This window comes from Xenorhabdus sp. PB30.3 (genome assembly GCF_963895965.1).
In the GTDB taxonomy this organism is placed as follows: Bacteria; Pseudomonadota; Gammaproteobacteria; order Enterobacterales; family Enterobacteriaceae; genus Xenorhabdus; species Xenorhabdus stockiae.
Map to the genome: position 1 here is coordinate 15,663 of NZ_CAWQMW010000126.1, position 26,513 is coordinate 42,175.

Sequence of the window (26,513 nt, forward strand, 5' to 3'; positions counted from 1 at the left end):
TTTAATAATGCTCTACCCATGCGAAGAAAAATTATATGCGCCGATTGACTGGCAAGACTGTTCTAATGGATTTGAAGATATTCTTTATCATAAATCTACCGATGGTATCGCTAAAATCACAATCAATCGCCCACAAGTGCGTAATGCCTTTCGTCCTCTGACGGTTAAAGAGATGATTCAGGCGCTGGCAGATGCACGCTATGACGATAGTATCGGCACAATTATTCTGACCGGAATGGGAGAAAAAGCCTTCTGTGCCGGCGGTGATCAGAAGATCCGGGGCGATTACGGTGGTTATCAGGATGATATGGGAACACATCATCTGAATGTACTGGATTTCCAGCGCCAGATTCGTACCTGCCCAAAACCGGTTGTTGCTATGGTTGCCGGATACTCCATTGGTGGCGGACATGTTCTGCATCTGATGTGCGATCTGACCATTGCCGCAGATAATGCGATTTTTGGACAAACCGGCCCGAAAGTCGGCTCTTTTGATGGTGGTTGGGGTGCATCTTATATGGCCCGGATAGTCGGACAGAAAAAAGCCCGCGAAATCTGGTTCCTGTGCCGCCAGTACAATGCTCAGGAAGCGCTTGATATGGGGCTGGTTAATACTGTTGTTCCTTATGCTGAGCTGGAGAAAGAAACTGTGCGCTGGTGCCGTGAAATGCTGGAAAACAGTCCGATGGCGCTGCGTTGCCTGAAAGCTGCCCTGAATGCAGATTGCGATGGACAGGCGGGTTTGCAGGAGTTGGCCGGGAATGCCACCATGCTGTTTTATATGACTGAAGAAGGGCAGGAAGGGCGTAACGCATTCAACGAAAAACGTCACCCTGATTTCAGTAAATTCAAACGTAACCCATGATGCGTAAAGCAACTCTTTATCACTACAGCCTGCCGATGGAGGCAGGTGTTATCCTGCGCTATCAGCGCCTGAAAACCCGCGATGGTTTTCTGGTTCATATGCAGGAAAATGAGGAGCACGGCTGGGGAGAAATTGCTCCGCTGCCGGAATTCAGCCGTGAAACACTTGAGCAGGCAGAACAAGCCGCAGTAGCGTGGTTAACGCGCTGGTGTCAGGCAGAAAAAGGCGCAGAGAAAGAACCGGAACAGAGTGAATTACCTTCTGTTGCATTTGGTATCAGTTGTGCGCTTGCTGAATTGCGGGGTGAATTGCCGGAAGAAGCTGACTATCGCAAAGCACCATTATGTACCGGCGATCCTGATGATGTGATCCTGCATCTGGGGAAAATGGCCGGACAGAAAATTGCGAAAGTGAAAGTAGGTTTATACGAGGCTGTACGGGATGGCATGGTAGCGAATGTTTTGTTGGAAGCTGTGCCTGAATTTCGCTTAAGACTGGATGCCAACCGCAGCTGGACACGCACTAAAGCGGATGGATTTGCCAAGTATGTCAATCCGGATTATCGCCAGCGTATTGCTTTCATTGAAGAGCCTTGCAAAACCCGTGAGGAGTCACTGGATTTTGCTCGCGAAACAGGTATTGCTATCGCGTGGGATGAAAGTGTCCGGGAAGACGGTTTCACGGTAAAAGCTGAAGCCGGTGTTGCTGCTATTATCATCAAGCCCACTTTGGTTGGCAGTATTGATCGTTGCCGTCAGTTAATTACTGAAGCTCATCAGGCAGGATTGGAAGCCGTTATAAGCTCAAGTATTGAAACCAGTTTTGGCCTGACGCAACTGGCCCGTTTAGCACACTGGTTAACGCCGGATACACTCCCGGGATTAGATACTCTGAATTTGATCCAGTCACAACTTATCCGTTGCTGGCCAGACAGTGACATTCCTTGCATTGAATCAGACAAACTGGAAATCGCATGGAGCCATGAATGTCATTAGCGTCGTTTAACCAATGGCCGTGGCATCACTGGGCAGTTTGTGCTCCGGAAAAACAGGCTGCCTTGTTGTATGGAAAAACCCTGACATGGCAGCAGCTAGCGACAAAAATTAATACTATTGCAGATTGTTTCCGGCAACAGGGGGTATCAGAAGGCAGTGGAGTGATCCTGAGGGGGAAAAATAGTACTGATTTATTACTCTGTTACCTTGGCGCACTACAATGCGGGGCAAGAGTACTGCCACTGAATCCTCAACTTCCCGAATCATTGCTGGTGGAATTACTTCCCCGGCTGAAGATGGCATTTGTGGCTGATTTTACCGATTCCCCTTCATCGGTTATTCAGGCAACGGAACTCAACTGGCAAACTAAGTTTACAGTTACGTCAGGAAAATATGTCGCATGGGACTTAATTTCATGGGATAAGCATCGCCCGGTCAGTATGATCCTGACTTCAGGATCTTCCGGGCTGCCTAAAGCCGTTGTGCATTCTATGGAAGGCCACTTTTCCAGTGCAAAGGGTGTTCTTTCCCGTATAGATTTCAGTTCACATGATCGCTGGTTATTGTCACTGCCCTTATACCATGTTTCAGGTCAGGGAATACTCTGGCGCTGGTTGCTGAAAGGTGCAGTGCTGGTATTAGAAGACATGCGCTCTCTGGATAGGGCTTTATCCGGTTGTACTCATGCCTCCTTAGTGCCAACGCAATTATGGCGCTGGCTGTCTCAGCCACATGAATATAAACAGACGTTAAAAGATGTGTTACTGGGTGGAGCTATGATACCGCAGGAGCTTGTTCAACAGGCCGGAACGCTGGGTATTCGCTGCTGGTGTGGTTATGGTCTGACTGAAATGGCTTCAACAGTCTGCGCAAAGCGTGCAGATGGTTTACCGGGGGTGGGAACACCATTGCCGGGAAAAGAGATCCGTTTGCAGGATGATGAGATACAGATCAGGGCAGACAGCATTGCGATGGGGTATTGGTCTGATGGGAAATTACAGCCTCTGCTTAACGAAAATGGCTGGTTTTCCACCCGTGACCGGGGCGTCTTTGAGCGGGATGAACTGTGTATTCTCGGGCGTCTAGACAATCAGTTTTTCAGCGGTGGAGAAGGTATCCAGCCGGAAGATATTGAGCGAATCATTAACCAGCATCCCGAAATTCAGCAAAGTTTTGTTGTTCCTGTACCTGATCCTGAATTTGGGCATCGGCCTGTCATGGTAATCGAAACAAACTCACCTAAACTTACAACAACACTTGCTAGCTGGCTTTCGGATAAACTTGCGTCATTTCAGCAGCCTGTAGCCTGTTACTTACTGCCTGAGCAGCTAAAGAATGATGGAATAAAAATTCCACGGCAGCAGGTTAAACAGTGGGTGCTGCAAAAATACGTTACCTGCATATCTTGATTAATCTAGATAGTTTATTAATTTTATAGTTTATGGTGTTTACTGAATTCCAGTAAAATGGCTTGCAACAAGTAGTGGCAATTACCAATTAGAGAAGAAGGAAACGATATGAAAGGTTTTATTGCTGTCAGTGCTGCTAGTCTGCTCTTTATGGCTGGTACGGCAAATGCAATTTCTGTAAATGTTGAGGCAGGAAAGCACTATACCAGTACATCTGCGGGAATTGGTGATAAAAATGCGGGGTTCTCCCTTAACGGAAACTGGGCCCGCAGTGATCATAATGGTCAGTTGGGTAGCCTGGGACTGGCCTTTGCTTTGCCTGTTGGTCCACTGACAGCCAGTGTTGGCGGTAAGGCTCTCTATCTGTCGCCAAAAGTCGGAAAAGATGGTGCTGCATTAGCTGCTGGTGTTGGCCTCAGTGTAGCGGTAACACCATCACTGTCCTTATATGGTGAAGCGTATGGTGCTCCATCAGGTTTTACTTCAGGTATTGACTCTTATACAGAAGCTAACGGTGGTGTCCGTTATCTCCTCTTCAGACCACTGAGTGTTGAAGCGGGTTATCGCGTGATTGATCTAAAAGGAAAAGGCGGGGATCGTAGTAATAAAGTGTCAGATGGTTTTTACATTGGCGCAGGCGTGAATTTCTGATATCTCCACTGAAATTATCCGCATCTGTAAAGATGCGGATATGCCTTTCTCAGTGGCGGGTTAGCCAACCTCGGGCAGTATGCCTGTAACAATGCCAACCTGAATAGCAATAACAGCAATACCGCACAGGAAAATGAGGACGAGTGCCGGATTACCACCTTTCACACGATATCCTCCCTGATTTTCTTTGCGGCAGCGCCAAACCAGCAGGCAGGGGAGTATCAGAGCCAGAATTGACAGCGCAACGGCAGCGAAAGTCAGAGCCATCACAAAGTTAGGGTAGAACAGGGCGCAAAGCATGGGAGGCACAAAAGTTATCAGGCCGGTTTGCAAACGCTCTTTGGCATAATTGCGGCGTTTTAACAGGTCAGCAAGATAGTCAAACAGACCCAGAGAAACACCCAGAAACGATGTCGCCAGTGCGAGATCAGCAAACAGATGAACAGCAAGTTCAACTTTTGGTGACGCAACAACTTCTCGGACAGCCTGCAATAATCCATTCAGTCCTGACTGTTGTGCCAGAATCCCGACAAAGGTATTGGAAGAAATAGCACCAAGAGTCACTAACTGCCACAGGATATAAGCACTCAACGGAATAGCACTACCGATAAGAAATATCTTCCGCAGCTTATTTGTATCCCCCCCCATATAGGCAACGATACTCGGTACACTGCCATGAAACCCGAACGAAGTAAAAATTACCGGAATGGCTGACAGAACAAGCCCTTTTTCTATTGGCATGGAGATCAGGTTGATTTTATCAACATGAGGCATCATCACACCAAGAACGAGCACCAGAAAAATGACTTTAGCAGTAAATAGCAGGCGATTAATTAAATCAACAGATCGGGTGCTAATGCAGACGACACTTCCGGCGACCAGTGTAAATATAATGATCCCGACAGAAACAGAAATGTCTTTCTCTAACCAGGCAGATAAACTGGCAGCCAGCAACTCACCAGCACCACTGATATAGGCGGTTGTCAGAGCATACATCAGAAATAGCATGCTGAACCCTGTTAACACCTGCCCACCGACGCCCAAGTAGCGTTTTGCGATAGTTCCCAGCCCGGTATTGGCTTTATTATATTGATAAACTTCTACCAGCAGGAGTGCGGTATAACTCATCAAAGCCCATAGGCCAACTAACATGGCCAGTGTTGTACTAAAACCTACACCTGCCGCAGCCAGAGGCATGGCGAGCATTCCTGCCCCAATCGTCGTTCCGGCGACGATAAAAATACTGCCAGTAGTGCGATTCTTCACGCGATCCTCGTCTCTGAATATATTGATAAAATAGTAATAAGACTGGCAGAGTAAAGTATTGATGTATGGCTGTCAAATTCGCGATACATAGATCGTAAAGAAATAATTACACCATGTGCTAAAACTGCGAAGTAGATTAAAAAATTAAATTTAATAAATTAATCTAATGTTGAATCGCTGTATCTGTGGAACCCCGTCGAAAAGAAAAGAATTCTAGTAATAGTCTTGATATTACAGATTATGGCTGTTATTTGTTTAGCTTTATTAGCGCCTCTGGTTATCGCCATCTGAACCGAGAATAACGTATGGTAGTAAGCCTGAAAGTAGAAAAGAAAAAAACCGTGCTCCTGAGATAACGGTTTTTTTTCTTATACAGTGCCAGTTATGTGAATTGAACGGGTGACTTACTGATTACTGTTCTTACTTAGCGAATTACTTTTCGGTTAATAACGCCCAGACGCATTACAAAAAGTAACCAGCTAATTAACAGTAATAACCCACCACCTACCACTGTTACCCTAATATTAATGGTATCGAGGAAACCACCTGCCAACATGACTATCAGCGTGGCCAGCGCCTGAATGGAACTGATAGAACCCATGATTTCTCCCTGTTCATTCTCCGGCGCAAGATTTGAGATACTGCTTATTAAACCAGTCAATGCAAAACCCATTGAGGTGACGAAAAGAGTAATGAATACATGCAGATAAATAACATTACTGACCATTGAAATGGCTATGACGGCAAGTGATGACACCACAAGTGAATATTGCACCATATTTTCAGGTTTAGTGACTTTGGCAACGTGCCTTACCACCAGATACTGAAACAATGCATAAGTTGCTCCCATTATAGCGAGAAAAGATCCAATCTGGAACGAACTGAAACTATAAATATCCAGTAGATAAGCGGGTAGGAAAGACTCAAACAGCCACCAGCCAGCAACAAAAATTGTCCATATCGTAAATGCTATTCTTAGCTTAGTGTGACTGTAGGATTTTGCTATTTGCACCAGACCGGAAAACGCATTTATTTTTTCCTGTGTATGCTTTTCCAGAGTATCGGGATATGCAACCAACGTGTAGATAAATAAGAGCGTAAAAATAACAGCCATAATCGCAAAGGGTGTCATATACCCGTTGAACTGGCCCAGAGATAAATTAGTTAGCCAGCCTCCGATTGGCGGCCCTATCACCCAGGCCAGACCCAGAGCAGTCTGTATCATAGAGAGATTTTTAGTTTTATTTCCCGGTTCGCTGATATCCGCCATGCTTGCTTGTGCAATTGCCACGTTACCTGCCATCATCCCGGCGAGCAAACGGCTAAGCAGTAGTAACCCTGCTGATGCTTCAACGACTGCATAGCCACTGGCAGCAAAAGCTATAGCAGTACCCGCTACAGTAATTAACATCATTTTTCTGCGGCCATAAATATCCGACATTTTGCCCAGTATGGAAGCACCAAAAAACTGGCCCAAAGGATAGATTGCAAGGAAAATCCCCAATATAACTACCTTTTTTTGGTGATCCCATCCTTCCGGGAAGAGTGAAGCGGCATCAGAAATCATCATGTGTGGAAATATCGCCACCACCATTCCCAAACCGATAAAATCAAGTAGCGCAACCAGCACCAGATACCAGATCAGAACCGGTTTTTCTTTCATTTTCGTACTCCTCAAATTTACTCATTTAATACAGATGACAGAAGGATTCAGTTGCCATCTGTTTCTCAATCAAACTGAGAGTTGCTTCTTTGTTTGTTGGCTGCGCTCACTCATCCCGACCATGGAGTTATCTATACTCCCGAGGGGGAGCTCCCTTGTCGCCGAAACGCATCTTGAAATCCATTGTGTATCTATCAGTCATTATCTTTTCTTTTATTTCATCATAAGTTAATTACTAACTAAGGCCGATTGTTAATAATATTTAGTGTTGATTGTTATAATTTTAATTTCGTTCAATAACAGCCATTCTCGGAAGGGAAATTAATAATTGGTAGTTTATTAATTAGTCAGGTTATTTTATTTAGATTCACTCTAAGAGTATAATTGGTGGCTTGATTATTAGTATTTTTGTTAATGCGATCTTTAATATCTTATTGTTTTATAAATGTTAATTTAATTTAAATGACTTTATGGAATATCAGGTTTTTCGTATAAAACGTTTTTTATGAGTATTTTTAAAGTCTATTTTTAGATAAATTCATTGCCGGATAAATAAGAATAATTATTGTAATCCTCATAGCAATAATATTTAAATTAATAAAGCGTCAACAAAAAGATGATTAGGTCAACCACATGAATAATCAGATATTATCTATGTTAGAAAATTCAAATTTTAATACTTGCCCCTAAAATGAGGTTTTTCATTTGGTCAGATAGTTTGATGGTTATGCGGGAGTTACGTAGACAAAATTGGGGAATACTCGGATACCAATTAGAGATTATCAGTGGAGTCAGAGCAAAAGGAATCTAACTTGCAAGAATATGTTAGGATGCAGAGTTGTTGAGTTATGAAAGGGGTAAAAAATGGGAGAGGGTAGGGAATTAATTGAAATGGGGTGTCGATATGTGTATCTCGCACCTTCTCACCTGACAGAGCATGCACAACAAATTGATGCTCTTTTTCATGATGAAGTCCCAAATATGTCCCACCCTGCGTTCAGTGTAGTTGGAGGGGCGAAATAAAAAACCCGCTATCTTGTTGAGAGATAACGGGTTCTATTTGGTGCCGGCTACCGGAATCGAACTGGTGACCTACTGATTACAAGTCAGTTGCTCTACCAACTGAGCTAAGCCGGCGAAATTTGGCGGAAGGATAGAGATTCGAACTCTAGGATGGTTTCCCATCGGCGGTTTTCAAGACCGCTGCCTTCGACCGCTCGGCCATCCTTCCATGGCGCGAGATTATGCCTATATCTCTGGGATGTGTCTAGCCCCCGAAAGGAAAAAATTGTTATTTTTTTACTGTTTGCTCAATCTTCGAACGCTGGTGGCCTTTTTATCCGCTAACCTGCTAGTATTAACACAACTCAATGACTTATTTTATTGCGAATTGAATTAAAGTTAACCATAGATATCTTCACATGAAAGGTAGCCATTCAAAGAATGTATAAACAAGCACCTATTAAACCATCTGCTATCCCCCGTTTTTATGCACTGTTTATTATTCTGCTTTTTACGTCTCTATTTTTATTTGGGTATAACTATTTTGATAGTTGGTTGATGGAGAAAAAATATGCCGTCAGCAGTGTGACAGCTAAAATGCGATTGCAGATTAAAGATTATCGCTACCACGCAGGGCGTATCTTCGAACAGTCTAATTCTAAGTCACTATCTTCTTTGGGGGTTGTACCTACATTGGAAGTAGGTCCTAATATTTATTGGCTGGAAAACAATAGCAAAAATATCGATGCGATTATTTTTGGTAGTTACAATGATTCAAGTGTACAACTGGCTCAGAAACTATCCCATTATCTCGAAATTCTCTGGGGCTCGCGCAACGAATATGAGTCTATGTATTACCTCAATGGTAAGGATAACAATTTACTACTGGTGACAACGCATCCTATTTTAAAACCAGAAATCAGATTTAAGGAAAGTTATCTGACCCTGACCTCTGATTTTAAGCGTTCTGAAATGCTGGCTCAGTCAATAGCGCTGGATGAAAGAGAAAGTATCTCATCTATTCATTCATTGCGCGGAGAGAATATTTATTTTTATACATATAAAGCTGCATTCAACTCACCTGGGCAATTAACCACCGTTATTGCCTTTGATCTACCAATTAATAACCTCTTACCGGTTGATATGCCAGCGGCAAATTTTCGGCTGAACTCAAACAATGAATATGATCTTGACAAGACAAGTAAAGTTGATGTTTCTTTAAACGGTTTCTGGCTGGAGTTTTCTCAGCCACTAAATATTGTGCCGTATAAATTGATATATCAGGTTCCACTGAAAGCACTTGTTGTAGATTTATTGCTCAGGAATATTTGGCTGTTACTTTCTATATTGCTTTTCTTACTACTCTCATTCAGCGGTTTATTTTATATCCGTCGGCGATATATCACGCCTAATGCATCAATGGATCAGGAGCTGAAAATCAAAAATTCTTTGGAAAATGATATTGTTTCCAATATACCCATTGGGCTGCTGATTTATGATTTTTCATCGAACCAACTGATTAGCAGTAATAAAATTGCCGAAAAACTGTTGCCTTATCTTGATTTGGATAAGGTTAAGATAATGGCAGAACAGCATCATGGTGTTATTCAGACCTCGATTGAGGATGCGGTTTATGAAGTAAAAATGTATAGCAGTAATCTATTGCCTGAAACATACCTTTTCTTATTTCAGGGTCGTGATCAGGAGGTAATGATCAATAAGCGGTTACAGCTTGCTCAACGAGAATATGAGAAAAGTGTGTATGCCAGACGTTCCATGTTGCTAAATATTAATAATGAAATAAAAAAGCCTATTCAGGAGCTGAACGATCTTGTTATTCAGTTGAAAGAAAAGTCACAAGATGAAGACATCCAATATTCACTGGATAGGTTGCTGTTAAAATCAGAATATATTACCGATTGGGTTGAAAATATTTCATTACTCAATGGGTTAGAGTCAGATGACTGGAAGCCTACTAATGAGATATTCTCTTTATCTTCGCAATTGGAAAATATATTAAAAATATTTCTTCCAACACTCAATGCTAAGAGTCTGAAAGCTTATTATCATTTTAACATTCCTCATGAGTCCATATTCAATGGTGATGGGCAAGCAATAAGTAAAATAGTTTCATTATTATTAAATTATGCTATTACAACAACCAGTTATGGGAAAATATCACTTAACGTCAGTACTTCCGGTAAATATAATAGCCACGTACAGATTGAGTTAATTGATAGTGGTTCCGGTCTTAGCGAGAAAGATCTGAATAGTTTAAATTACCCTTTCTTACATAAGTTAGCAGAAGATAAATATTATACAAATTCTGGTTTAGCCTTTTATTTGTGCAATCAGTTATGTAAAAAGATGGGAGGAAACCTTCAAATTAACAGTAAACTGGGGCTGGGAACGCATTATGTTGTTAGTTTACCGTTGTCTCAACACGATGAAGATATAGAGATCCCACAACTGTTGGAAGGGGTTATCGTCCTAGTAGATATCAGTAATCCTGAAATTAAAAAAATAATCCATAATCACCTTGATAATTATGGAGCAACATATTTTGAAAAAAGCACAGAAAGTGTTACGGAAGAATACGATATTATTCTTACTGATAAACAGAACAAAACAAAAAAGCCAACTATATTATTAGTAGGTAATTTAGTAGGGTTTAAGCAAATGCAAGCTGGTTTGGTTCAGTGTAATTACAATTTTGTTGGTGATGTTATCAATGCGATATCGCTGCTGATTGAAGAAGATTTCAGCTTAATTGAGTCTGACGAGAGCACCTCTGATCTGAAATCAGAATCAGATTTTGTTCAAAATGTAGATAGTAATATTTGTAATACCCTTAAAAGTTATCATACGCAGTTGGTAGACAGTAATTATAAGAAATTATTTATAGATACGGTACCGATGGATGTTACTAAGCTGTATACTGATATGGAACGCTATGACTTAATATCACTTTCGCAAACGGCACACCGCCTTAAAGGTGCGTTTGCTATGTTAGACTTTAAATTGCTAAAAACATTATGTGAGGCGTTGGAACAACACATAGCAGACAATAATGAAATAGAAATCAAAAGTAGCATCAGCCGTATTGATTCCTTTGTCACAAAGCTGTTGCAGCCAAGGTAACCAATAATATGAATAACCTTAATGTCATTATTGCAGATGACCATCCTATTGTTTTATTTGGCATCCGCAAGTCACTTGAACAAATTGAGTGGATTAATATTGTCGGTGAGTTTGAAAATTCAACTACACTGATTAATAGTTTGCCACATATAGAAGCAGATGTTCTCATAACGGATTTGTCAATGCCCGGTGACAAATATGGTGATGGCATCACCCTGATAAAATATATTAAACGCCATTATCCGACATTGGCTATTGTCGTTCTAACGATGAACAATAATCCGGCTATTTTAAGTGCAGTACTTGAACTTGATATTGAGGGGATTGTTTTAAAGCAGGGAGCGCCAACCGATTTGCCTAAAGCACTTTCTGCGCTACAAAAAGGTAAACAATTTACACCTGAAAGTGTTTCTAAATTGTTGGAAAAAGTGAATGCTAATGGTTACGGAGATAAGCGTTTATCTCCAAAAGAGAGTGAAGTGCTGCGTTTATTTGCTGAGGGTCTACTCGTTACAGATATTGCAAAGAAGCTTAATCGTAGTATAAAAACCATTAGTAGTCAGAAAAAATCTGCAATGATAAAACTGGGAGTGGATAACGATATTGCGTTACTTAATTACTTATCTTCAGTCACTATTGACAATGATATGGTTAAATAGCCTATTTGTTATTTCTTTCAGTATAGGATCGGTGATTTATGTTGCCGATCTTATATGTGCCACTAATGTTTCCTTCAATTTTGTCAGTGATACTGGTTTTAGTAAACAATAATCCATACCGACATCAGCACAACGTTGCCTTTCCTCTGCCATTGCATTTGCTGTAATCCCAATGATGGGTTTAGTATATCCTTTATTTCTTAAATATTTTGTGAATTCATAACCATCCATATTGGGCATGTTAACATCGGTCAGAATAATATCAGTCTCGTTATTTTTCAGGTATTCAATAGCATCAAGCCCGTCATGAGCCATTGCTGTTTTGAGGCCTAATGAGCTTAATTGTTCAACAAGTAAATGCCGATTGATAGGATGGTCATCAACAACTAAAATTCTAATTGTATTTAATCTGTCATCTACTTTGACTGGAGTTGTTATTGTTGAAGTAGAAGGCATAGCCATATAATTATTGTCTGATAGCAGATTATCAATAAAACTAGCAAAATCGCTAATCTGGTAAGTGTTATGCAACCAGTAATTATTATGGGTGTTTTTGGGTGTCCCGATATGCCGCTCTGATATTTCAATGTGATAATGGGCAGAATTATTGGGTTCAATAGGAAGATCACTGACTAAAAACTCAGAGTCAGTGGCTTTATTTTCATCATATAAAGCAATTTGAAAATGTGCCTTTGTAAGCAAGTTGTACAGATATTTTTCTAAACAATCATTGTGAATAGCTAAGACTATTTTTTGTTGAGCATGTTTTGGAGAATAGGTGTTAGCTTGGTATTTTACCTTATCATATCTTGCACCATATAACGGAAGCCGGATAGAGAAAATACTGCCAACATATTGTTGGGATACAAACTCAATATCACCATCCATCAGATTGATTAATTTTTCACAAATAGCTAAACCCAATCCGGTACCTTGTGATGCATTCTCTTTATTGGTATTGGTTTGAAAAAATGGTTCAAATAACTGAGCCTGTAATTTATTTTCTATCCCTAGCCCTGTATCTTTGATGCAGATATACATATAGCCGTGTCTTATCGAGATGGATATAACAATGCAGCCCGTTTCTGTAAATTTAATCGCATTATTTAACAAGTTGGAAATAATTTGCTGAAGCCTCACCGGGTCGTTATTAATGTAGTCAGGTACATCCGGTTCAATATAGCAATAGAATCCCAGATTTTTTTTCGCAATAAGGGGTAGATAATTTGAAATTACATGAGATACAACTTCTTTGCAGCTGAATTCTTTGGCATCAATTTTCAACTGATTAGATTCTATTTTGGAGAAATCAAGAATATCACTAATAATCTTTAACAGCAGTGATGATGAATTATTCATTGTCGATAATAACCGAGCAGCTTCCCGTGACAATGGATAGGACTGTAGTAATTCAAGGTTTCCGATAATGCCATATAATGGCGTCCTTAATTCATGACTCACTGTTGCTAAGAACATTGATTTTGCCTGGTTAGCCTGTTCTGCGGCTGAGGCCATTTCCTGTAATGATTTCTCCATTTTTGCCCGGGTGCTGATATCAATCAGAACACAGATTGCGACTTCTTCATTGCGATAGCGTGAATGCACAAAACTAATTTGTAGATGATTATTATTGCTGGTGACAACATCGATATAGCTGCTGCTTTTGTCACAAATGATATCGATAATGCGTTTTTGATCTTCAAACGTCAGCATTCTAGTATAGTTATGTGCAAGTTCATTACTTAATATATTAGCACCATCACTAATCCGTAAAATACTGATGCCGACAGGAGCTGAGGCGACGATTTTATGGTTAAACTGCTCATTTTCTTCAAGGCGAAGAGCATTATTTTCAGCAGGAGAGAACATTTTTCTCTCAAATAACCAGACAAAAAAGATAATCAGAATTGCAGAGGTGATATTAAGAATAATACTGTTAATAATTTTATGTTTGAATGCATTAAAAATATTCACTAAGGGTTCTGAATATACCACACTGAATGATGAGGGTGCTAAACGCCGTTTTAATAATAAATGAGAAAAGTTTTCACTATAGCCAAAATAAGGTACCTGCGTATTGTAGCCAATCGTGTCGGATTTATTACTATTCCTTGCAGGATAATATAATTCAGGCTTATTATAATTATTCAGTAATGTAAGGGTAATATTCCTGTCATGATCGGGAATAAAAGTATCCAGCCTGATAGATTGTTCGACGCCTATCATTGCAATCATTTGTCCATTGCTATAAATAGGAGAAAGTATATAAAAGCTACCACTGTCGGAACTTGTATTGGGAGCTGCCCAATAGATATTTTGATTTTTTCCTTTCTCTTGGTCAAATATCAGGCGTCGGTAATTTTCATAAACCATTTTTTTTAGTATGTCAGGATCGGTTATTGTCCCGCGAATTGGAGAATTCATCATGCACATACTTTGAATATCGACTAAAAAAACCTGATTAATGCCCTGTGGCATAACAATATTATCTTTCCAGAAGAAGAACAGCTCATTTAATGATTTTAAGTAGTGATCTTGTTCATTACTCAGAAAGTCACAATTAGAATGTATACTCAGCGGTGTATACAAAAAATGGGAGTTATTATGTGGCAGGTTAATAGTCAGTTTTTTTTCATTCTTCTGGGATAAATATTTTTCCGTCATATATTGGAGATCATGCAGAGTAGCAGTCGTATTCCGAATATAGGAGAACATTATATCGTAGACAGTATTATAGTCCTGACGAATATCTGATTTGCCCTTATTAAAAATATTAGTCAGATAGAAAGTGGTTAATAAGGCGCCTAATGCCCATAACATAAAACCAAGTACCCGAAAAAGGTAGCGGGATATCTTTAGTGATGTATGAAATGAAGATAGATATCTCAAGAGGTCGCCTGATAAAAATGTGGTCAATAATAACTGTTAACAGCATATACTAGTGTAGCAGGGAATACAAAGTAGCATTTGGTACTAAAAAAAATCACATAAAAAAGCAGGTATTTTTTATACCTGCTTTTTTTAATGTATCAGTGGTTCAGAAAAAGAGGATGTTATTCCTGATTTTCTGCTCCATTACCTTCTTCATCAGAAGGCGTGACTATATTACCGTCTTCGTCTTCATCATCATCAGGTTCAGCTACACGCTGCAAGCCAACCACTTTTTCATCTTCTGCCGTGCGAATCAAGGTAACCCCTTGAGTATTACGACCGACGGTGCTGACTTCAGATACTCTGGTGCGCACCAATGTTCCTGCATCAGTAATCATCATGATTTGATCGGTTGGTTCAACCTGAATTGCCCCAATCACATTACCGTTACGTTCACTAACCTTGATCGAGATAACGCCCTGAGTTGCACGGGATTTGGTTGGGTATTCTTTCTCTGCGGTTCGTTTTCCATAACCGTTTTCTGTCACCGTCAGGATCTGTCCTTCTCCGCGAGGAATAATCAGAGAAACGACTTTATCTCCTTCAGCCAGTTTAATACCCCGGACTCCGGTTGCTGTACGTCCCATTGCACGGACGCCTTTCACGCGAACCGTACCATCTTCCAGCGTTTCTTCCTCTTCTTCAAGGAAGCGAACTACTTTACCCTGTGCAGAGAACAGCATGACTTCATTACTGCCATCAGTGAGGTCAACACCGATCAGTTCATCGCCTTCATTCAGATTAACGGCGATAATACCGGCGCTACGCGGACGGCTGAATTCGCTGAGCTTAGTCTTCTTAACAACGCCGCTTGCAGTTGCCATGAAGATATTCAGACCTTCTTCATATTCACGTACCGGCAGAATAGCGGTAATGCGTTCGTCCTGACCTAATGGCAACAGGTTGACGATTGGCCGGCCACGGGCACCGCGACTTGCTTCTGGCAGTTGATAGACTTTGAGCCAGTACATTTTGCCTTTGTTAGAGAAGCAAAGAATTGTATCGTGAGTATTGGCTACCAGCAGACGTTCAATGAAATCTTCTTCTTTGATGCGTGCTGCGGATTTACCCTTACCACCACGGCGCTGGGCTTCATAATCAGACAGAGGCTGGTATTTCACATATCCCTGATGGGAAAGTGTGACGACAACATCTTCCTGATTGATCAGGTCTTCAATGTTGATATCTGCTGAGTTTTCAGTCAGTTCAGTACGACGTTTATCGTTATACTGCTCTTTGATGGCAAGTAACTCTTCCCGGATTACTTCCAGCAGACGCTCAGGGCTTTCCAGAATAAACATCAGTTCAGCGATAACTATCAGCAGCTCGCGGTATTCATCAAGCAGCTTTTCGTGCTCCAGACCGGTTAGTTTCTGCAAACGCAGATCCAAAATAGCCTGAGCCTGTTGTTCGGTCAGATAGTACTTGCCGTCACGAATACCAAATTCTGGTTCCAGCCACTCAGGGCGCGCTGCATCGTCACCGGCCTGAGCCAGCATGGCTGCAACATTACCTAATTCCCATGCCTGAGAAATGAGGTTTGCTTTCGCTTCAGCAGGAGTAGGAGCACGGCGGATCAATTCGATAACCGGATCGATATTTGCCAGCGCAATAGCCAGTGCTTCAAGGATATGAGCACGATCACGGGCTTTGCGTAGTTCAAAAATTGTTCTTCGGGTGACAACTTCCCGACGGTGGCTGACAAATGCAGAAAGAATTTCTTTCAGATTAAGCAGCTTAGGTTGACCCTGATGCAGAGCAACCATGTTGATACCGAATGAAACCTGCAACTGGGTAAGAGAGTACAGATTATTCAGAACAACTTCACCGACCGCATCACGTTTTACTTCGATAACGATGCGCATACCATCTTTATCGGATTCGTCACGTAACGCACTAATCCCTTCGATCCGCTTATCTTTAACCAGTTCAGCGATTTTCTCAATCAGGCGCGCTTTGTTTACCTGATAAGGGATTTCATTGACGATAATGGTTTCGCGGCCATTTTTCTCGTCAGTTTCAACTTCTGCGCGGGCACGGATATAAACTTTACCGCGACCGGTACGGTAGGCTTCCTGAATGCCACGACGACCATTAATAATGGCTGCTGTCGGGAAATCAGGCCCCGGGATATATTCCATCAGGCCTTCAATACTGATATTTTCATCATCAATATATGCCAGACAGCCATCGATCACCTCAGACAGGTTATGAGGCGGAATGTTAGTTGCCATGCCGACCGCAATCCCTGATGAACCATTCACCAGTAGATTGGGGATACGGGTTGGCATTACATCGGGAATTTGCTCAGTGCCATCATAGTTAGGCACAAAATCGACGGTCTCTTTTTCCAGGTCTGCCAGCAATTCATGGGCTATTTTTGACATGCGTACTTCGGTATAACGCATCGCAGCCGCAGAGTCGCCGTCAACTGACCCAAAGTTCCCCTGACCGTCAACCAGCATATAACGCATGGAGAATGGCTGTGCCAGACGAACGATCGTGTCGTAAACAGCGGTGTCGCCGTGTGGATGGTATTTACCGATCACATCCCCAACAACGCGGGCAGATTTTTTATAGGGTTTATTCCAATCATTTCCCAGTACATTCATCGCAAAAAGTACACGGCGATGTACGGGCTTCAGTCCGTCTCGAACATCTGGCAGTGCGCGTCCAACAATAACGGACATCGCATAATCCAGATATGAGCTTTTCAGCTCTTCTTCGATATTGACCGGGGTGATTTCTCTGGCAATGTCGCTCATGGAGCCACTGTCCCTCATACTCCGAATTCAAAGGCTTAGAATTATACCACAAATTGACAGTTTTATAAAAATCAGATGCGGGTATTTCAAGATTAAGGTGTGTATAATAGTTTCTTATCACACATCCCCATAATACTGTTACATTTTCTGTGAATCAGTTTTCTGTGAACCAGTTTTCTGTGAAGCAGTTCCTAGGAGCGATATTGCTGATGAACGCTAAAACCCCCGATTCACACACTCAATCACATGCCAACGTGGATCAACAGGAAATCGAAAAATTTGAAGCAGTTGCTTCCCGATGGTGGGACCTTGATGGCGAATTTAAGCCATTACACCGTATTAATCCATTACGCTTGAACTATATCCTGCAACGAGCCGAAGGGCTTTTTGGTAAAAAAGTACTGGATGTCGGATGTGGTGGAGGAATACTGTCAGAGAGTATGGCTCGTGAAGGGGCTGATGTGACCGGTCTGGACATGGGTTTTGAACCATTGCAGGTTGCCCGGTTGCATGCATTGGAATCCGGTATGTCGGTGACTTATGTGCAGGAAACTGTGGAAAGTCATGCTGAACAGCATCCGCACACCTATGATGTCGTTACTTGCATGGAAATGCTGGAGCACGTCCCCGATCCGGGGTCGGCTATTCGCGCTTGTGCCAAACTGGTTAAACCTGGTGGCCATGTGTTTTTTTCCACCATTAACCGTAATCGAAAAGCGTGGCTAATCGCTGTTATCGGCGCTGAATATATTTTGAACATGGTGCCAAAAGGAACACATGATGCGAAGAAATTTATCCGCCCTTCGGAGCTAATTGGCTGGCTGGATAAAACCTCCCTGAAAGATCAACATATTATTGGTCTTCATTACAATCCGTTAACAGATAAATTTCGTCTTGGACACAATGTGGATGTGAATTACATGCTTCATACCCAATCCGCTTAACAAGAACAATTAAAGGATTAATAAAACAACAAATAGATACTTTTTTTAAGTTTTTATTTTTGAGTTTCTGCCGATAGGTTTGCGAAAGTAACATCAAGTAACTACGCAGGTTATCGGCTTTTTGACAAAATTAATCCTCAAGTTATCCACAAAACTTCCCGATCTTGTACACTTGATAAAATGCGAAATTAACATTATCTTGTTATTACAGTTTTATTTACCCCCTATATATTGTGTTTCTGGACGTTTCACTGCTACTAGTTCCCAACTGGCTTTCAGTCTTCTTGGGGGCATCGTGCTGTCAACGGACAGGAAAAACAATTCAAGGCGAGATACGAAAAAGAAGGTGTATTTCCTCATGAACCAGAGTCTGCTAGTAACCAAGCGTGATGGGCATAAAGAACAAATTGATCTTGATAAAATTCACCGGGTTGTTGCCTGGGCTGCCGAAGGGCTGAAAAATGTCTCAGTATCACAAGTAGAGTTGCGTTCCCAGATTCAATTTTATGACGGTATTAAAACATCCGATATCCATGAAACCATGATTAAGGCTGCTGCTGACCTGATTTCAGGTGATGCTCCGGATTACCAGTATCTGGCAGCGCGTTTAGCCATTTTTAACCTACGCAAAAAGGCTTATGGTCAATTTGAGCCGCCAGCGTTATATGACCACGTTGTACGTATGGTCGATTTAGGTAAGTATGACAAACATTTGCTGGAAGACTACTCCAAAGAAGAATTCGAGCAAATGGACAGTTTTATTAGCCATCTGCGTGATATGGATTTTTCCTACGCAGCTGTTAAACAGCTCGAAGGCAAATATCTGGTACAGAACCGTGTTACCGGTGAAATTTATGAAAGTGCCCAGTTCTTGTATGTACTGGTAGCTGCATGCTTGTTTTCCACCTATCCGAAGGAAACACGTCTGGATTATATCCGCCGTTTTTACGATGCGGTTTCTACTTTTAAAATTTCATTGCCAACGCCGATTATGGCGGGAGTTCGTACTCCAACCCGTCAGTTCAGCTCCTGTGTTCTGATTGAATGTGGTGACAGCCTTGATTCTATCAATGCAACATCCAGTGCGATTGTGAAATATGTATCCCAGCGTGCAGGTATTGGGGTGAATGCAGGCCGTATCCGTGCATTGGGCAGCCCGATCCGCGGTGGTGAGGCTTTCCATACTGGCTGTATTCCATTCTACAAGCACTTCCAGACAGCAGTGAAATCCTGTTCTCAGGGGGGTGTTCGTGGTGGTGCGGCAACATTGTTCTACCCAATGTGGCATCTGGAAGTAGAAAGCCTGTTGGTGCTGAAAAACAACCGTGGTGTTGAAGGAAACCGTGTTCGTCATATGGACTATGGTGTGCAGATCAACAAGCTGATGTATGAGCGCTTGATCAAAGGGCAAGACATTACTCTGTTCAGCCCGTCCGATGTACCGGGGTTATATGATGCTTTCTTTGCTGATCAGGATGAATTCGAACGCCTGTATACGCAATATGAAAATGACAGCAATATCCGTAAAGAGCGTATCAAGGCAGTAGAGCTGTTCTCTTTGATGATGCAGGAACGTGCTTCAACCGGCCGTATTTATATTCAGAACGTTGACCACTGTAATACACACAGTCCGTTTGATCCGGCTATTGCGCCTGTTCGTCAGTCGAATCTGTGTCTGGAAATTGCTCTGCCGACCAAACCGTTGGATAACATTAACGATGAAAATGGTGAGATCGCATTATGTACGTTGTCTGCGTTCAACCTTGGAGCCATTGAGAATCTGAGCGAGCTGGAAGAGCTGGCAGATTTGGCTGTTCGCGCACTGGATTCCTTGCTGGACTATCAGGATTATCCGATTGTTGCGGCTAAACAGGGTTCAATGGGGCGTCGTACACTGGGTATTGGTGTCATTAACTTTGCTTATTATCTGGCGAAAAACGGTGTTCGTTATTCTGATGGCAGTGCGAATGGTTTGACGCATAAAACATTTGAAGCTATTCAGTATTATTTGCTGAAAGCTTCCAATAAGCTGGCTAAAGAGCAGGGAGCATGTCCGTGGTTCGGTGAAACAACGTATTCACGGGGCATTCTGCCGATTGATACCTATAAAAAATCGCTGGATACATTGACCAATGAACCATTGCATATGGATTGGGAAGCTCTGCGTAGCGATATCCTGCAATATGGTCTGCGTAACTCAACTTTATCAGCGCTGATGCCATCGGAAACTTCTTCACAGATTTCCAATGCAACGAATGGTATTGAACCACCAAGAGGTTACGTCAGCATTAAGGCATCAAAAGATGGCATTCTGCGCCAGGTTGTACCGGAATATGATCGTCTGAAAAGGTCTTATGAATTGCTGTGGCAAATGCCAAGCATTGACGGTTATCTGCAATTGGTAGGGATCATGCAGAAATTTATCGATCAGTCTATTTCTGCCAACACTAACTATGACCCAGCGCGTTTCCCTAACGGCAAAGTTCCGATGAACCAATTGCTGAAAGATTTACTGCTCGCTTACAAATATGGCGTGAAGACTCTGTATTACCACAACACCCGAGATGGTGCGGAAGATGCTCAGGATGATTTGGAAGAAGTTGTCGAATCTGCTGATTCCGATTGTGAAGGCGGCGCGTGTAAGATTTAATCTGAGGAAACTATGTCCTATACTACTTTTTCGCAAGTAAAGAATGATCAGTTACAGGAGCCGATGTTTTTCGGCCAACCTGTGAATGTAGCACGTTATGATCAACAGAAGTACCCTATTTTTGAAAAGCTGATTGAAAAACAGCTCTCGTTTTTCTGGCGTCCTGAGGAAGTTGATGTTTCCCGTGATCGCATCGATTACAACGCGCTGCCGGATCATGAAAAACATATTTTTATTAGTAACCTGAAATATCAGACGTTGCTGGATTCTATTCAGGGCCGTAGCCCGAACGTAGCGTTCCTGCCGCTGATTTCAATCCCAGAATTAGAAACGTGGGTTGAAACATGGTCGTTTTCAGAAACAATTCATTCGCGTTCTTACACACATATTATCCGTAATATCGTGAATGATCCTGCTGTTATATTTGACGATATTGTTACAAATGAGCAGATCCTGAAACGAGCGCAAGATATTTCGAAGTATTACGACGATCTGATTGAAATGACCAATTACTATCACCAGTTGGGTGAGGGTACATACAATGTTGCGGGTCAGGAAATCACAGTGAGTTTGCGCGCACTGAAAAAACAGCTTTATTTATGCTTGATGAGTGTTAATGCGCTGGAAGCGATTCGTTTCTATGTCAGCTTTGCTTGTTCATTTGCGTTTGCTGAACGTGAATTGATGGAAGGCAATGCAAAAATCATCAAATTGATCGCTCGTGATGAAGCCCTGCATTTAACAGGCACTCAACACATGCTGAACCTGCTGCGCTCTGGTCAGGATGATCCTGAAATGGCAGAAATTGCACAAGAGTGTGAACAGCAGTGTTATGACCTGTTTGTACAGGCAGCTGAACAGGAAAAAGAATGGGCAGAGTATCTGTTTAAAGATGGCTCGATGATTGGTCTGAATAAAGACATTCTGAGTCAGTATGTTGAATATATTACTAATATTCGCATGCAGGCTGTAGGCTTGAAGCTACCATTTGAAATTCGCTCAAACCCGATTCCTTGGATCAATTCGTGGTTGGTTTCTGACAATGTTCAGGTGGCTCCACAGGAAGTCGAAGTCAGCTCTTATTTGGTTGGTCAGATTGATTCGGAAGTCAATACTGAGGATCTCAGCGGTTTCGAACTCTGATATGGCTGATTACAAAGTTACCCTGCCTTTGAGGCAGGGATTATCTGTCTATTACTCTTCCCGTCTTCACAGTAATCTGTTGGAAGCTTTAGAACAAGGCAAAGTACAGATTGAATATCAATGTCGTGAAGGATATTGTGGTTCTTGTCGTGTTCGATTGCTAAAAGGGAAGGTAGGGTATCCTTGTAAGCCATTAGCATTTGTTAATGAGGGCGAGATTTTACCTTGTAGCTGTTATCCCCTTTCTGATATTGAAATTGAGCCTTGATTGATATTGACGGCAATTTTCTTTCCGGTAGATAGTAAATAAGGCAAAGAAATTGTAAATTTTTACTGCTGTCCAATATTAAAATCATTATTAATAGTAAGTATATTAGAGATATGAATCGATATGCTTACTTTTTTCTCGTTGTTTCCTTTTCTTCTGCATTGCTTATTGTTATTAATTCCCTTATCTTTATAAATACTATTCAATCCTTACTGAATATTGACAGTGCCAGAAAGATAATTTTAGTTAATTCAGTGATTATAGATATTTTATGTGATTTTAATTGATTAGGATTTAATTCTCTGCTGTTTTTGGCGGAGTGTTTTATTTAAAAAAACTTAACCGATAAGATAAGTAAAAGGTAAGGAGCATATCTATGTATAAAATTGATTATAACTCATACCGTTCAATCAAAAGTTTTAATCGACGTCCCCGTTTTTTAGTGATGCATTACACTGCATTAAATTTCGAAAAATCTATTGAGGCATTAACGGGTGAAGGAGTCAGTGCGCATTATTTAGTGCCTAACCCTGATGACCCAACATATAAAGCAGCTGGATTTGACAGTATTCGTATATTTAATCTGGTTGATGAGCCAGAAAGAGCCTGGCACGCGGGAATGAGTAGTTGGTCAGGGCGAAATAACCTGAATGATACATCTATTGGCATAGAAATTATTAATGAGGCCAGCGATAATTGTGGTGTTATAACTTTTCCACCCTATCATCCAGATCAGATTAATGCGATCAAGGAGTTAGTCGTTAATATACTACAGCGATATCCGGATATTACCCCGACTCATGTTATCGGGCATTCTGATATTGCTGTGGGTAGGAAAAGTGATCCAGGCCCTGCGTTTCCCTGGAAAGAGTTATATGAGGCAGGAGTAGGAGCGTGGTATGACGAAGAGGTAAAACAAAAATATATTAAAGAGTTTAGCAAATCTTTTCCTGATAGAGCCGACATTTTGGAAAAATTTGACCAGTATGGATATGCTGTTCCTGATTTGAATGATAATGACGGTTTTAAAAGTTTAATTAAAGCATTTCAAATGCACTTTCGCCAGTCAAATTATGATGGAATTTCTGATATAGAAACTATCGCAATTATATATGCTTTAGTTGAAAAGTATTTTCACAAAGCTTAGAAAATAATAGAACAATTATTCGTGATATGATCTTATGAAATTTTCATTAATGTCTTATCTTAGTGTTTGTTTGTATTAAATACAGTTTTGGCAAACTATAAGAACGAATTACACTCTTTATCTTTTAAGCTGTCTCTTTTGGACTACACCTCCTCAATCGGTCATCTTATTTATAAAATATGGTGACCAGAGATGTATCAAAATCTCACCAAAAATTAGCCATTGGCTTAGCTGATTTTTCCTTTACTGCCAGGGTACAATTCTAATCTTCACTGAATATAATTCCATTTATATCTTTTTTATATAGATTAACTTATTGATAATAATAGCAAATAATTAAAATTGTGACTTTTTAAAACTCTATGCCATTATTAATATAAATTATAGGTAATATCTATTTTAGGTGAAATTTATTGTTTTAATCGCATATATTGTTATGCTTTTTTGTTTCATCCTTGCTCTTTGGTAAATGCTAATCTAATCTTAATGTTTTCTTTATGGATTTTTTTAATCCATGGATTATATAAAGTGTTTTATGCTGAAAATATCTTAAACTGTATTGTGGTAGCAATAGAATAAATTTTCTGGAGCATAGACAAATGACTATGCGTTTATGGTTTTACGTTTATAACGATAGGCATCAGAGGTAGGGTGCGGCCAGAAAACGAGGCAACTTATAAGACGACGAGTATATACCATTACGAAGATTGTCAGGAGCCTATGATGGGAGTACGGTTAGTTGTGATTGTTATGACGGTAGGAGTAGTTACAGCTATATATAATACCGCTGAAGCAAAATCACCTTATGATGGAGAATATTTGTGCAAAATAAATAAGGAATTGAATGATGCTACTCTCAGAAGTGGCGGGATGTATTTTTTTTCTGCAAATCAGGATACAGCTACAGTTTCTTATAAAAATGCGAGTTTTATTATTCATGAAATAAAACCTCAAGAATTTGTCAGCCCTAAATTAACCCTTATCACTAAATTTGGCATCTTAAATAAAAAAGATCTCTTAGAGATAGGTGAAAACACTTTAATATATGGTGGGAAAGATTATGGATTGGGGTATTTTAAACCGGGTAAAAATGAGTTTTTTATTTCTAAAATAAATATTCCTAGCCTAAAAGGGGCTTATATTCTCTCTTTAGAGTACTGTGTCAAAAAAATGAGTAATACTGAATGAAATTTAACCCAAAGAAATCAGGTTATTGAGTTAAATTAGCCTATGTTGTTAATGGATTTTTATTATGAAACATTACGAACTACTGAATAATTCTTCATGCTACCGCTCCTCATAACCATTCATCTGAATCATGCCTTTCCATCTAATGTGATAGACCACATTGTGATTAGTACATTTTAGAGAATCAGTCAGACTATTTTGAGAATTGAATGATAAAAAGCCAGTTTTTTATTTTAACTGGCTTATTTTTTCAGCATTGGCATAGTTTTTTACATGAAACGTTTTGTTGACAGACGAATAACAACACAATGTACATTGGAGAAGAAAGATTTTACAGATTTCATGATGGTTTCCTTTCAGAGTTTATAAATTGTGATTTACTTCACGAAAATCTAAATTCTGAGTGGCATTTTATGCACAAACAGAAAAGAGTCAAGGTATTTATTAAATTATTTTTTTAAAATTTAAAATATTTTTGTAACTTCATGTAACCAATTGAAATTAAAGTTTTAATTGGTTGGTTGTGTAACTATAACCTGTTGATTTATCACCATTTGTACTGTGACATATGCGTATAACTTTTTAATCTGTCTATACTTTATCCAAAAGAATAAGTTTTAACCTGATAGTGAGTTCAACTATTGGAGAGCGCTTATGGAAATCAGTGAAAATGGTATCAATGCAATAAAAAGCTATGAGGGGTTGAGGCTAAAAGCTTATCCAGACCCTGCGACAGGCGCAGAGCCTTGGACAATAGGTTATGGACATACAAAAGGAGTTGTTCCCGGTCAGGTGATTACCAGCCAACAAGCAGAAGCATTTTTACGTGAAGATTTAACCCCTATTTATGCCGTTTTACAACGATTCGTTAAGGTAGCTTTAACACAGGAACAATTCGATGCGTTATGTTCGTTCATTTTTAATGTGGGCATTGGTAATTTTCTTCGTTCAACGTTACTGAAGAAATTGAATGGGGGTAATTATCAAGGTGCTGCGCAGGAATTTCTTAAATGGGATCAGGCCAGTGGGCACGAATTACCCGCGTTACTGGCCCGTCGAAAATCCGAACAAAAAATGTTTTTATCATGTGCTGGCTCTTTCACCAGCACATAATTAATATCCCAGATAACTATTTTATATCAGCATCAATGACCTGATAGAAAGCATTGGATGTATCAGCGATTGTCCAGACACCAAGGATCACGTGGTAGCCTGAGCGATCAGGAACCTCACAGCTAATATTCACTTCCTGCTCTGGCCGTTTTCCATGATCTTCCTGTGAACAGAAAGGCGTAAGATCGAATTGTGCGCGAGCAAGAGGTTTATTCGGATCCCAGTCAGGTTTAGTTATAAAAAACTGCCATGATGTCGTACTGTGTCGGGCAGTTAAATGCCATTTAAATGTATTTTGTCCTTTATTAACCGGAACGTGATGCCAACGATCTTCGCTTTGTTCATTGAGCTGTTTGAATTGTCCAACACCCGCACTGGCTATCTGGCCATCAGGTGGCCCTGCTTCAGGAAATCCTTTGGGGCCTTCAACAGATTGGGGTTCATACATGACAGGCCCACAATTTTTATTGATTCCTTTTTTACACAGAAGTGCTCTGCTTGGAGGGTTTTCTATATAGCCATGGCGATTCTGAGACTCAGCATTAGCAAATAGAGGAGTAGAGAATAAAGCTGTAAGTCCTACTAACAATAATGGCTTTTTAATATTCATGATAAAAGTCCTATTTTCCGTTCTTGACTGTAAAAATAGTAAATTTATTAATGTGTTATATTAAATCACTATTATAAAATATATGTGATTTATACAGTAATAC

General features: G+C 40.6%; 19 protein-coding genes and 2 tRNA genes. 14 read left to right on the forward strand and 7 right to left on the reverse strand.

Annotation, left to right across the window (positions count from 1 at the left end; translation table 11 throughout):
* Positions 1-7 precede the first annotated feature (7 nt).
* The 4 genes from menB to AACX38_RS10425 all read left to right on the forward strand — a co-directional run bounded on the left by menB (position 8) and on the right by AACX38_RS10425 (position 3,920).
* Positions 8-865 (forward strand): 1,4-dihydroxy-2-naphthoyl-CoA synthase, encoded by an 858-nt coding sequence (gene menB, locus AACX38_RS10410; RefSeq protein WP_099108358.1) that lies wholly within the window; start codon positions 8-10, stop codon positions 863-865.
* Positions 865-1,860 (forward strand): o-succinylbenzoate synthase, encoded by a 996-nt coding sequence (gene menC / locus AACX38_RS10415; RefSeq protein ID WP_228864208.1) that lies wholly within the window; start codon positions 865-867, stop codon positions 1,858-1,860. The genes menB and menC overlap by 1 nt, the downstream gene beginning before the upstream one ends.
* Positions 1,851-3,269 carry an o-succinylbenzoate--CoA ligase gene (gene menE, locus AACX38_RS10420; RefSeq protein ID WP_228864209.1) on the forward strand — a complete coding sequence of 473 codons (1,419 nt, stop codon included), beginning with the start codon at positions 1,851-1,853 and terminating at the stop codon, positions 3,267-3,269. The genes menC and menE overlap by 10 nt, the downstream gene beginning before the upstream one ends.
* A gap of 108 nt (positions 3,270-3,377) precedes the next feature.
* Positions 3,378-3,920, forward strand: coding sequence for a YfaZ family outer membrane protein (locus AACX38_RS10425; RefSeq protein ID WP_228864210.1), 543 nt, complete (start codon positions 3,378-3,380; stop codon positions 3,918-3,920).
* Between the two features lie 60 nt (positions 3,921-3,980).
* Here AACX38_RS10425 and tyrP read toward each other — a convergent pair whose 3' ends face one another.
* Both tyrP and AACX38_RS10435 read right to left on the reverse strand, forming a co-directional pair.
* Positions 3,981-5,186 carry a tyrosine transporter TyrP gene (gene tyrP / locus AACX38_RS10430; RefSeq protein WP_228864211.1) on the reverse strand — a complete coding sequence of 402 codons (1,206 nt, stop codon included), beginning with the start codon at positions 5,184-5,186 and terminating at the stop codon, positions 3,981-3,983.
* A gap of 424 nt (positions 5,187-5,610) precedes the next feature.
* On the reverse strand, positions 5,611-6,849 hold the full coding sequence (locus AACX38_RS10435) for an MFS transporter (RefSeq protein ID WP_228864212.1): 1,239 nt from the start codon (positions 6,847-6,849) through the stop codon (positions 5,611-5,613).
* Between the two features lie 864 nt (positions 6,850-7,713).
* Here AACX38_RS10435 and AACX38_RS10440 point away from each other — a divergent pair.
* Positions 7,714-7,872 (forward strand): hypothetical protein, encoded by a 159-nt coding sequence (locus AACX38_RS10440; RefSeq protein WP_370630630.1) that lies wholly within the window; start codon positions 7,714-7,716, stop codon positions 7,870-7,872.
* 38 nt (positions 7,873-7,910) lie between these two features.
* Here the strand turns inward: AACX38_RS10440 and AACX38_RS10445 are convergent.
* Positions 7,911-7,986, reverse strand: a tRNA-Thr gene (locus AACX38_RS10445).
* Positions 7,987-7,992: 6 nt separating this feature from the next.
* A tRNA-Ser gene (locus tag AACX38_RS10450) sits at positions 7,993-8,080 on the reverse strand.
* A 212-nt stretch (positions 8,081-8,292) separates the two neighbouring features.
* Here AACX38_RS10450 and rcsD point away from each other — a divergent pair.
* The gene (rcsD, locus tag AACX38_RS10455) at positions 8,293-10,992 is read left to right on the forward strand and encodes a phosphotransferase RcsD (protein WP_228864213.1); all 2,700 of its coding nucleotides are present in this window, start codon (positions 8,293-8,295) and stop codon (positions 10,990-10,992) included.
* Positions 10,993-11,000: 8 nt separating this feature from the next.
* Entirely contained in the window at positions 11,001-11,651 is a 651-nt protein-coding gene (gene rcsB / locus AACX38_RS10460) for a response regulator transcription factor RcsB (RefSeq protein WP_099108352.1), read from the forward strand.
* Between the two features lie 36 nt (positions 11,652-11,687).
* Here rcsB and rcsC read toward each other — a convergent pair whose 3' ends face one another.
* On the reverse strand, positions 11,688-14,540 hold the full coding sequence (gene rcsC / locus AACX38_RS10465) for a two-component system sensor histidine kinase RcsC (protein WP_228864214.1): 2,853 nt from the start codon (positions 14,538-14,540) through the stop codon (positions 11,688-11,690).
* Between the two features lie 164 nt (positions 14,541-14,704).
* A complete protein-coding gene (gene gyrA / locus AACX38_RS10470; RefSeq protein WP_228864215.1) occupies positions 14,705-17,347 on the reverse strand; it encodes a DNA topoisomerase (ATP-hydrolyzing) subunit A in 2,643 nt (880 codons plus the stop codon).
* 209 nt (positions 17,348-17,556) lie between these two features.
* Here gyrA and ubiG point away from each other — a divergent pair, with 209 nt between their 5' ends.
* From ubiG to AACX38_RS10505, 7 genes are all read left to right on the forward strand, one after another.
* The gene (gene ubiG / locus AACX38_RS10475; protein WP_228864216.1) at positions 17,557-18,291 is read left to right on the forward strand and encodes a bifunctional 2-polyprenyl-6-hydroxyphenol methylase/3-demethylubiquinol 3-O-methyltransferase UbiG; all 735 of its coding nucleotides are present in this window, start codon (positions 17,557-17,559) and stop codon (positions 18,289-18,291) included.
* A 358-nt stretch (positions 18,292-18,649) separates the two neighbouring features.
* Complete coding sequence (gene nrdA, locus AACX38_RS10480) at positions 18,650-20,941, forward strand: class 1a ribonucleoside-diphosphate reductase subunit alpha (protein WP_228858463.1); 2,292 nt, start codon at positions 18,650-18,652, stop codon at positions 20,939-20,941.
* A 12-nt stretch (positions 20,942-20,953) separates the two neighbouring features.
* Positions 20,954-22,084, forward strand: coding sequence for a class Ia ribonucleoside-diphosphate reductase subunit beta (nrdB, locus tag AACX38_RS10485; protein ID WP_099108347.1), 1,131 nt, complete (start codon positions 20,954-20,956; stop codon positions 22,082-22,084).
* 1 nt (position 22,085) lies between these two features.
* A complete protein-coding gene (gene yfaE / locus AACX38_RS10490; protein ID WP_099108346.1) occupies positions 22,086-22,352 on the forward strand; it encodes a class I ribonucleotide reductase maintenance protein YfaE in 267 nt (88 codons plus the stop codon).
* Positions 22,353-22,728: 376 nt separating this feature from the next.
* A complete protein-coding gene (locus AACX38_RS10495; protein ID WP_228864217.1) occupies positions 22,729-23,499 on the forward strand; it encodes an N-acetylmuramoyl-L-alanine amidase in 771 nt (256 codons plus the stop codon).
* Between the two features lie 720 nt (positions 23,500-24,219).
* Positions 24,220-24,687 (forward strand): hypothetical protein, encoded by a 468-nt coding sequence (locus AACX38_RS10500; protein ID WP_339385673.1) that lies wholly within the window; start codon positions 24,220-24,222, stop codon positions 24,685-24,687.
* A 654-nt stretch (positions 24,688-25,341) separates the two neighbouring features.
* Complete coding sequence (locus AACX38_RS10505; RefSeq protein ID WP_228864219.1) at positions 25,342-25,800, forward strand: lysozyme; 459 nt, start codon at positions 25,342-25,344, stop codon at positions 25,798-25,800.
* A 16-nt stretch (positions 25,801-25,816) separates the two neighbouring features.
* On the opposite strand, the gene AACX38_RS10510 is transcribed toward AACX38_RS10505, so the two are convergent.
* Positions 25,817-26,410 carry a lytic polysaccharide monooxygenase gene (locus tag AACX38_RS10510; RefSeq protein ID WP_099123074.1) on the reverse strand — a complete coding sequence of 198 codons (594 nt, stop codon included), beginning with the start codon at positions 26,408-26,410 and terminating at the stop codon, positions 25,817-25,819.
* Positions 26,411-26,513: the final 103 nt, after the last annotated feature.

Excerpts from the sequence above, each read along its gene's own strand:
- menB (WP_099108358.1), top strand. The coding sequence starts at position 8 with ATGCTCTACCCATGCGAAGAAAAATTATATGCGCCGATTGACTGGCAA.
- menC (WP_228864208.1), top strand. The coding sequence starts at position 865 with ATGCGTAAAGCAACTCTTTATCACTACAGCCTGCCGATGGAGGCAGGT.
- menE (WP_228864209.1), top strand. The coding sequence starts at position 1,851 with ATGTCATTAGCGTCGTTTAACCAATGGCCGTGGCATCACTGGGCAGTT.
- AACX38_RS10425 (WP_228864210.1), top strand. The coding sequence starts at position 3,378 with ATGAAAGGTTTTATTGCTGTCAGTGCTGCTAGTCTGCTCTTTATGGCT.
- AACX38_RS10435 (WP_228864212.1), bottom strand. The coding sequence starts at position 6,849 with ATGAAAGAAAAACCGGTTCTGATCTGGTATCTGGTGCTGGTTGCGCTA.
- AACX38_RS10440 (WP_370630630.1), top strand. The coding sequence starts at position 7,714 with ATGGGAGAGGGTAGGGAATTAATTGAAATGGGGTGTCGATATGTGTAT.
- rcsD (WP_228864213.1), top strand. The coding sequence starts at position 8,293 with ATGTATAAACAAGCACCTATTAAACCATCTGCTATCCCCCGTTTTTAT.
- rcsB (WP_099108352.1), top strand. The coding sequence starts at position 11,001 with ATGAATAACCTTAATGTCATTATTGCAGATGACCATCCTATTGTTTTA.
- gyrA (WP_228864215.1), bottom strand. The coding sequence starts at position 17,347 with ATGAGCGACATTGCCAGAGAAATCACCCCGGTCAATATCGAAGAAGAG.
- ubiG (WP_228864216.1), top strand. The coding sequence starts at position 17,557 with ATGAACGCTAAAACCCCCGATTCACACACTCAATCACATGCCAACGTG.
- nrdA (WP_228858463.1), top strand. The coding sequence starts at position 18,650 with ATGAACCAGAGTCTGCTAGTAACCAAGCGTGATGGGCATAAAGAACAA.
- nrdB (WP_099108347.1), top strand. The coding sequence starts at position 20,954 with ATGTCCTATACTACTTTTTCGCAAGTAAAGAATGATCAGTTACAGGAG.
- yfaE (WP_099108346.1), top strand. The coding sequence starts at position 22,086 with ATGGCTGATTACAAAGTTACCCTGCCTTTGAGGCAGGGATTATCTGTC.
- AACX38_RS10495 (WP_228864217.1), top strand. The coding sequence starts at position 22,729 with ATGTATAAAATTGATTATAACTCATACCGTTCAATCAAAAGTTTTAAT.
- AACX38_RS10500 (WP_339385673.1), top strand. The coding sequence starts at position 24,220 with ATGATGGGAGTACGGTTAGTTGTGATTGTTATGACGGTAGGAGTAGTT.
- AACX38_RS10505 (WP_228864219.1), top strand. The coding sequence starts at position 25,342 with ATGGAAATCAGTGAAAATGGTATCAATGCAATAAAAAGCTATGAGGGG.
- AACX38_RS10510 (WP_099123074.1), bottom strand. The coding sequence starts at position 26,410 with ATGAATATTAAAAAGCCATTATTGTTAGTAGGACTTACAGCTTTATTC.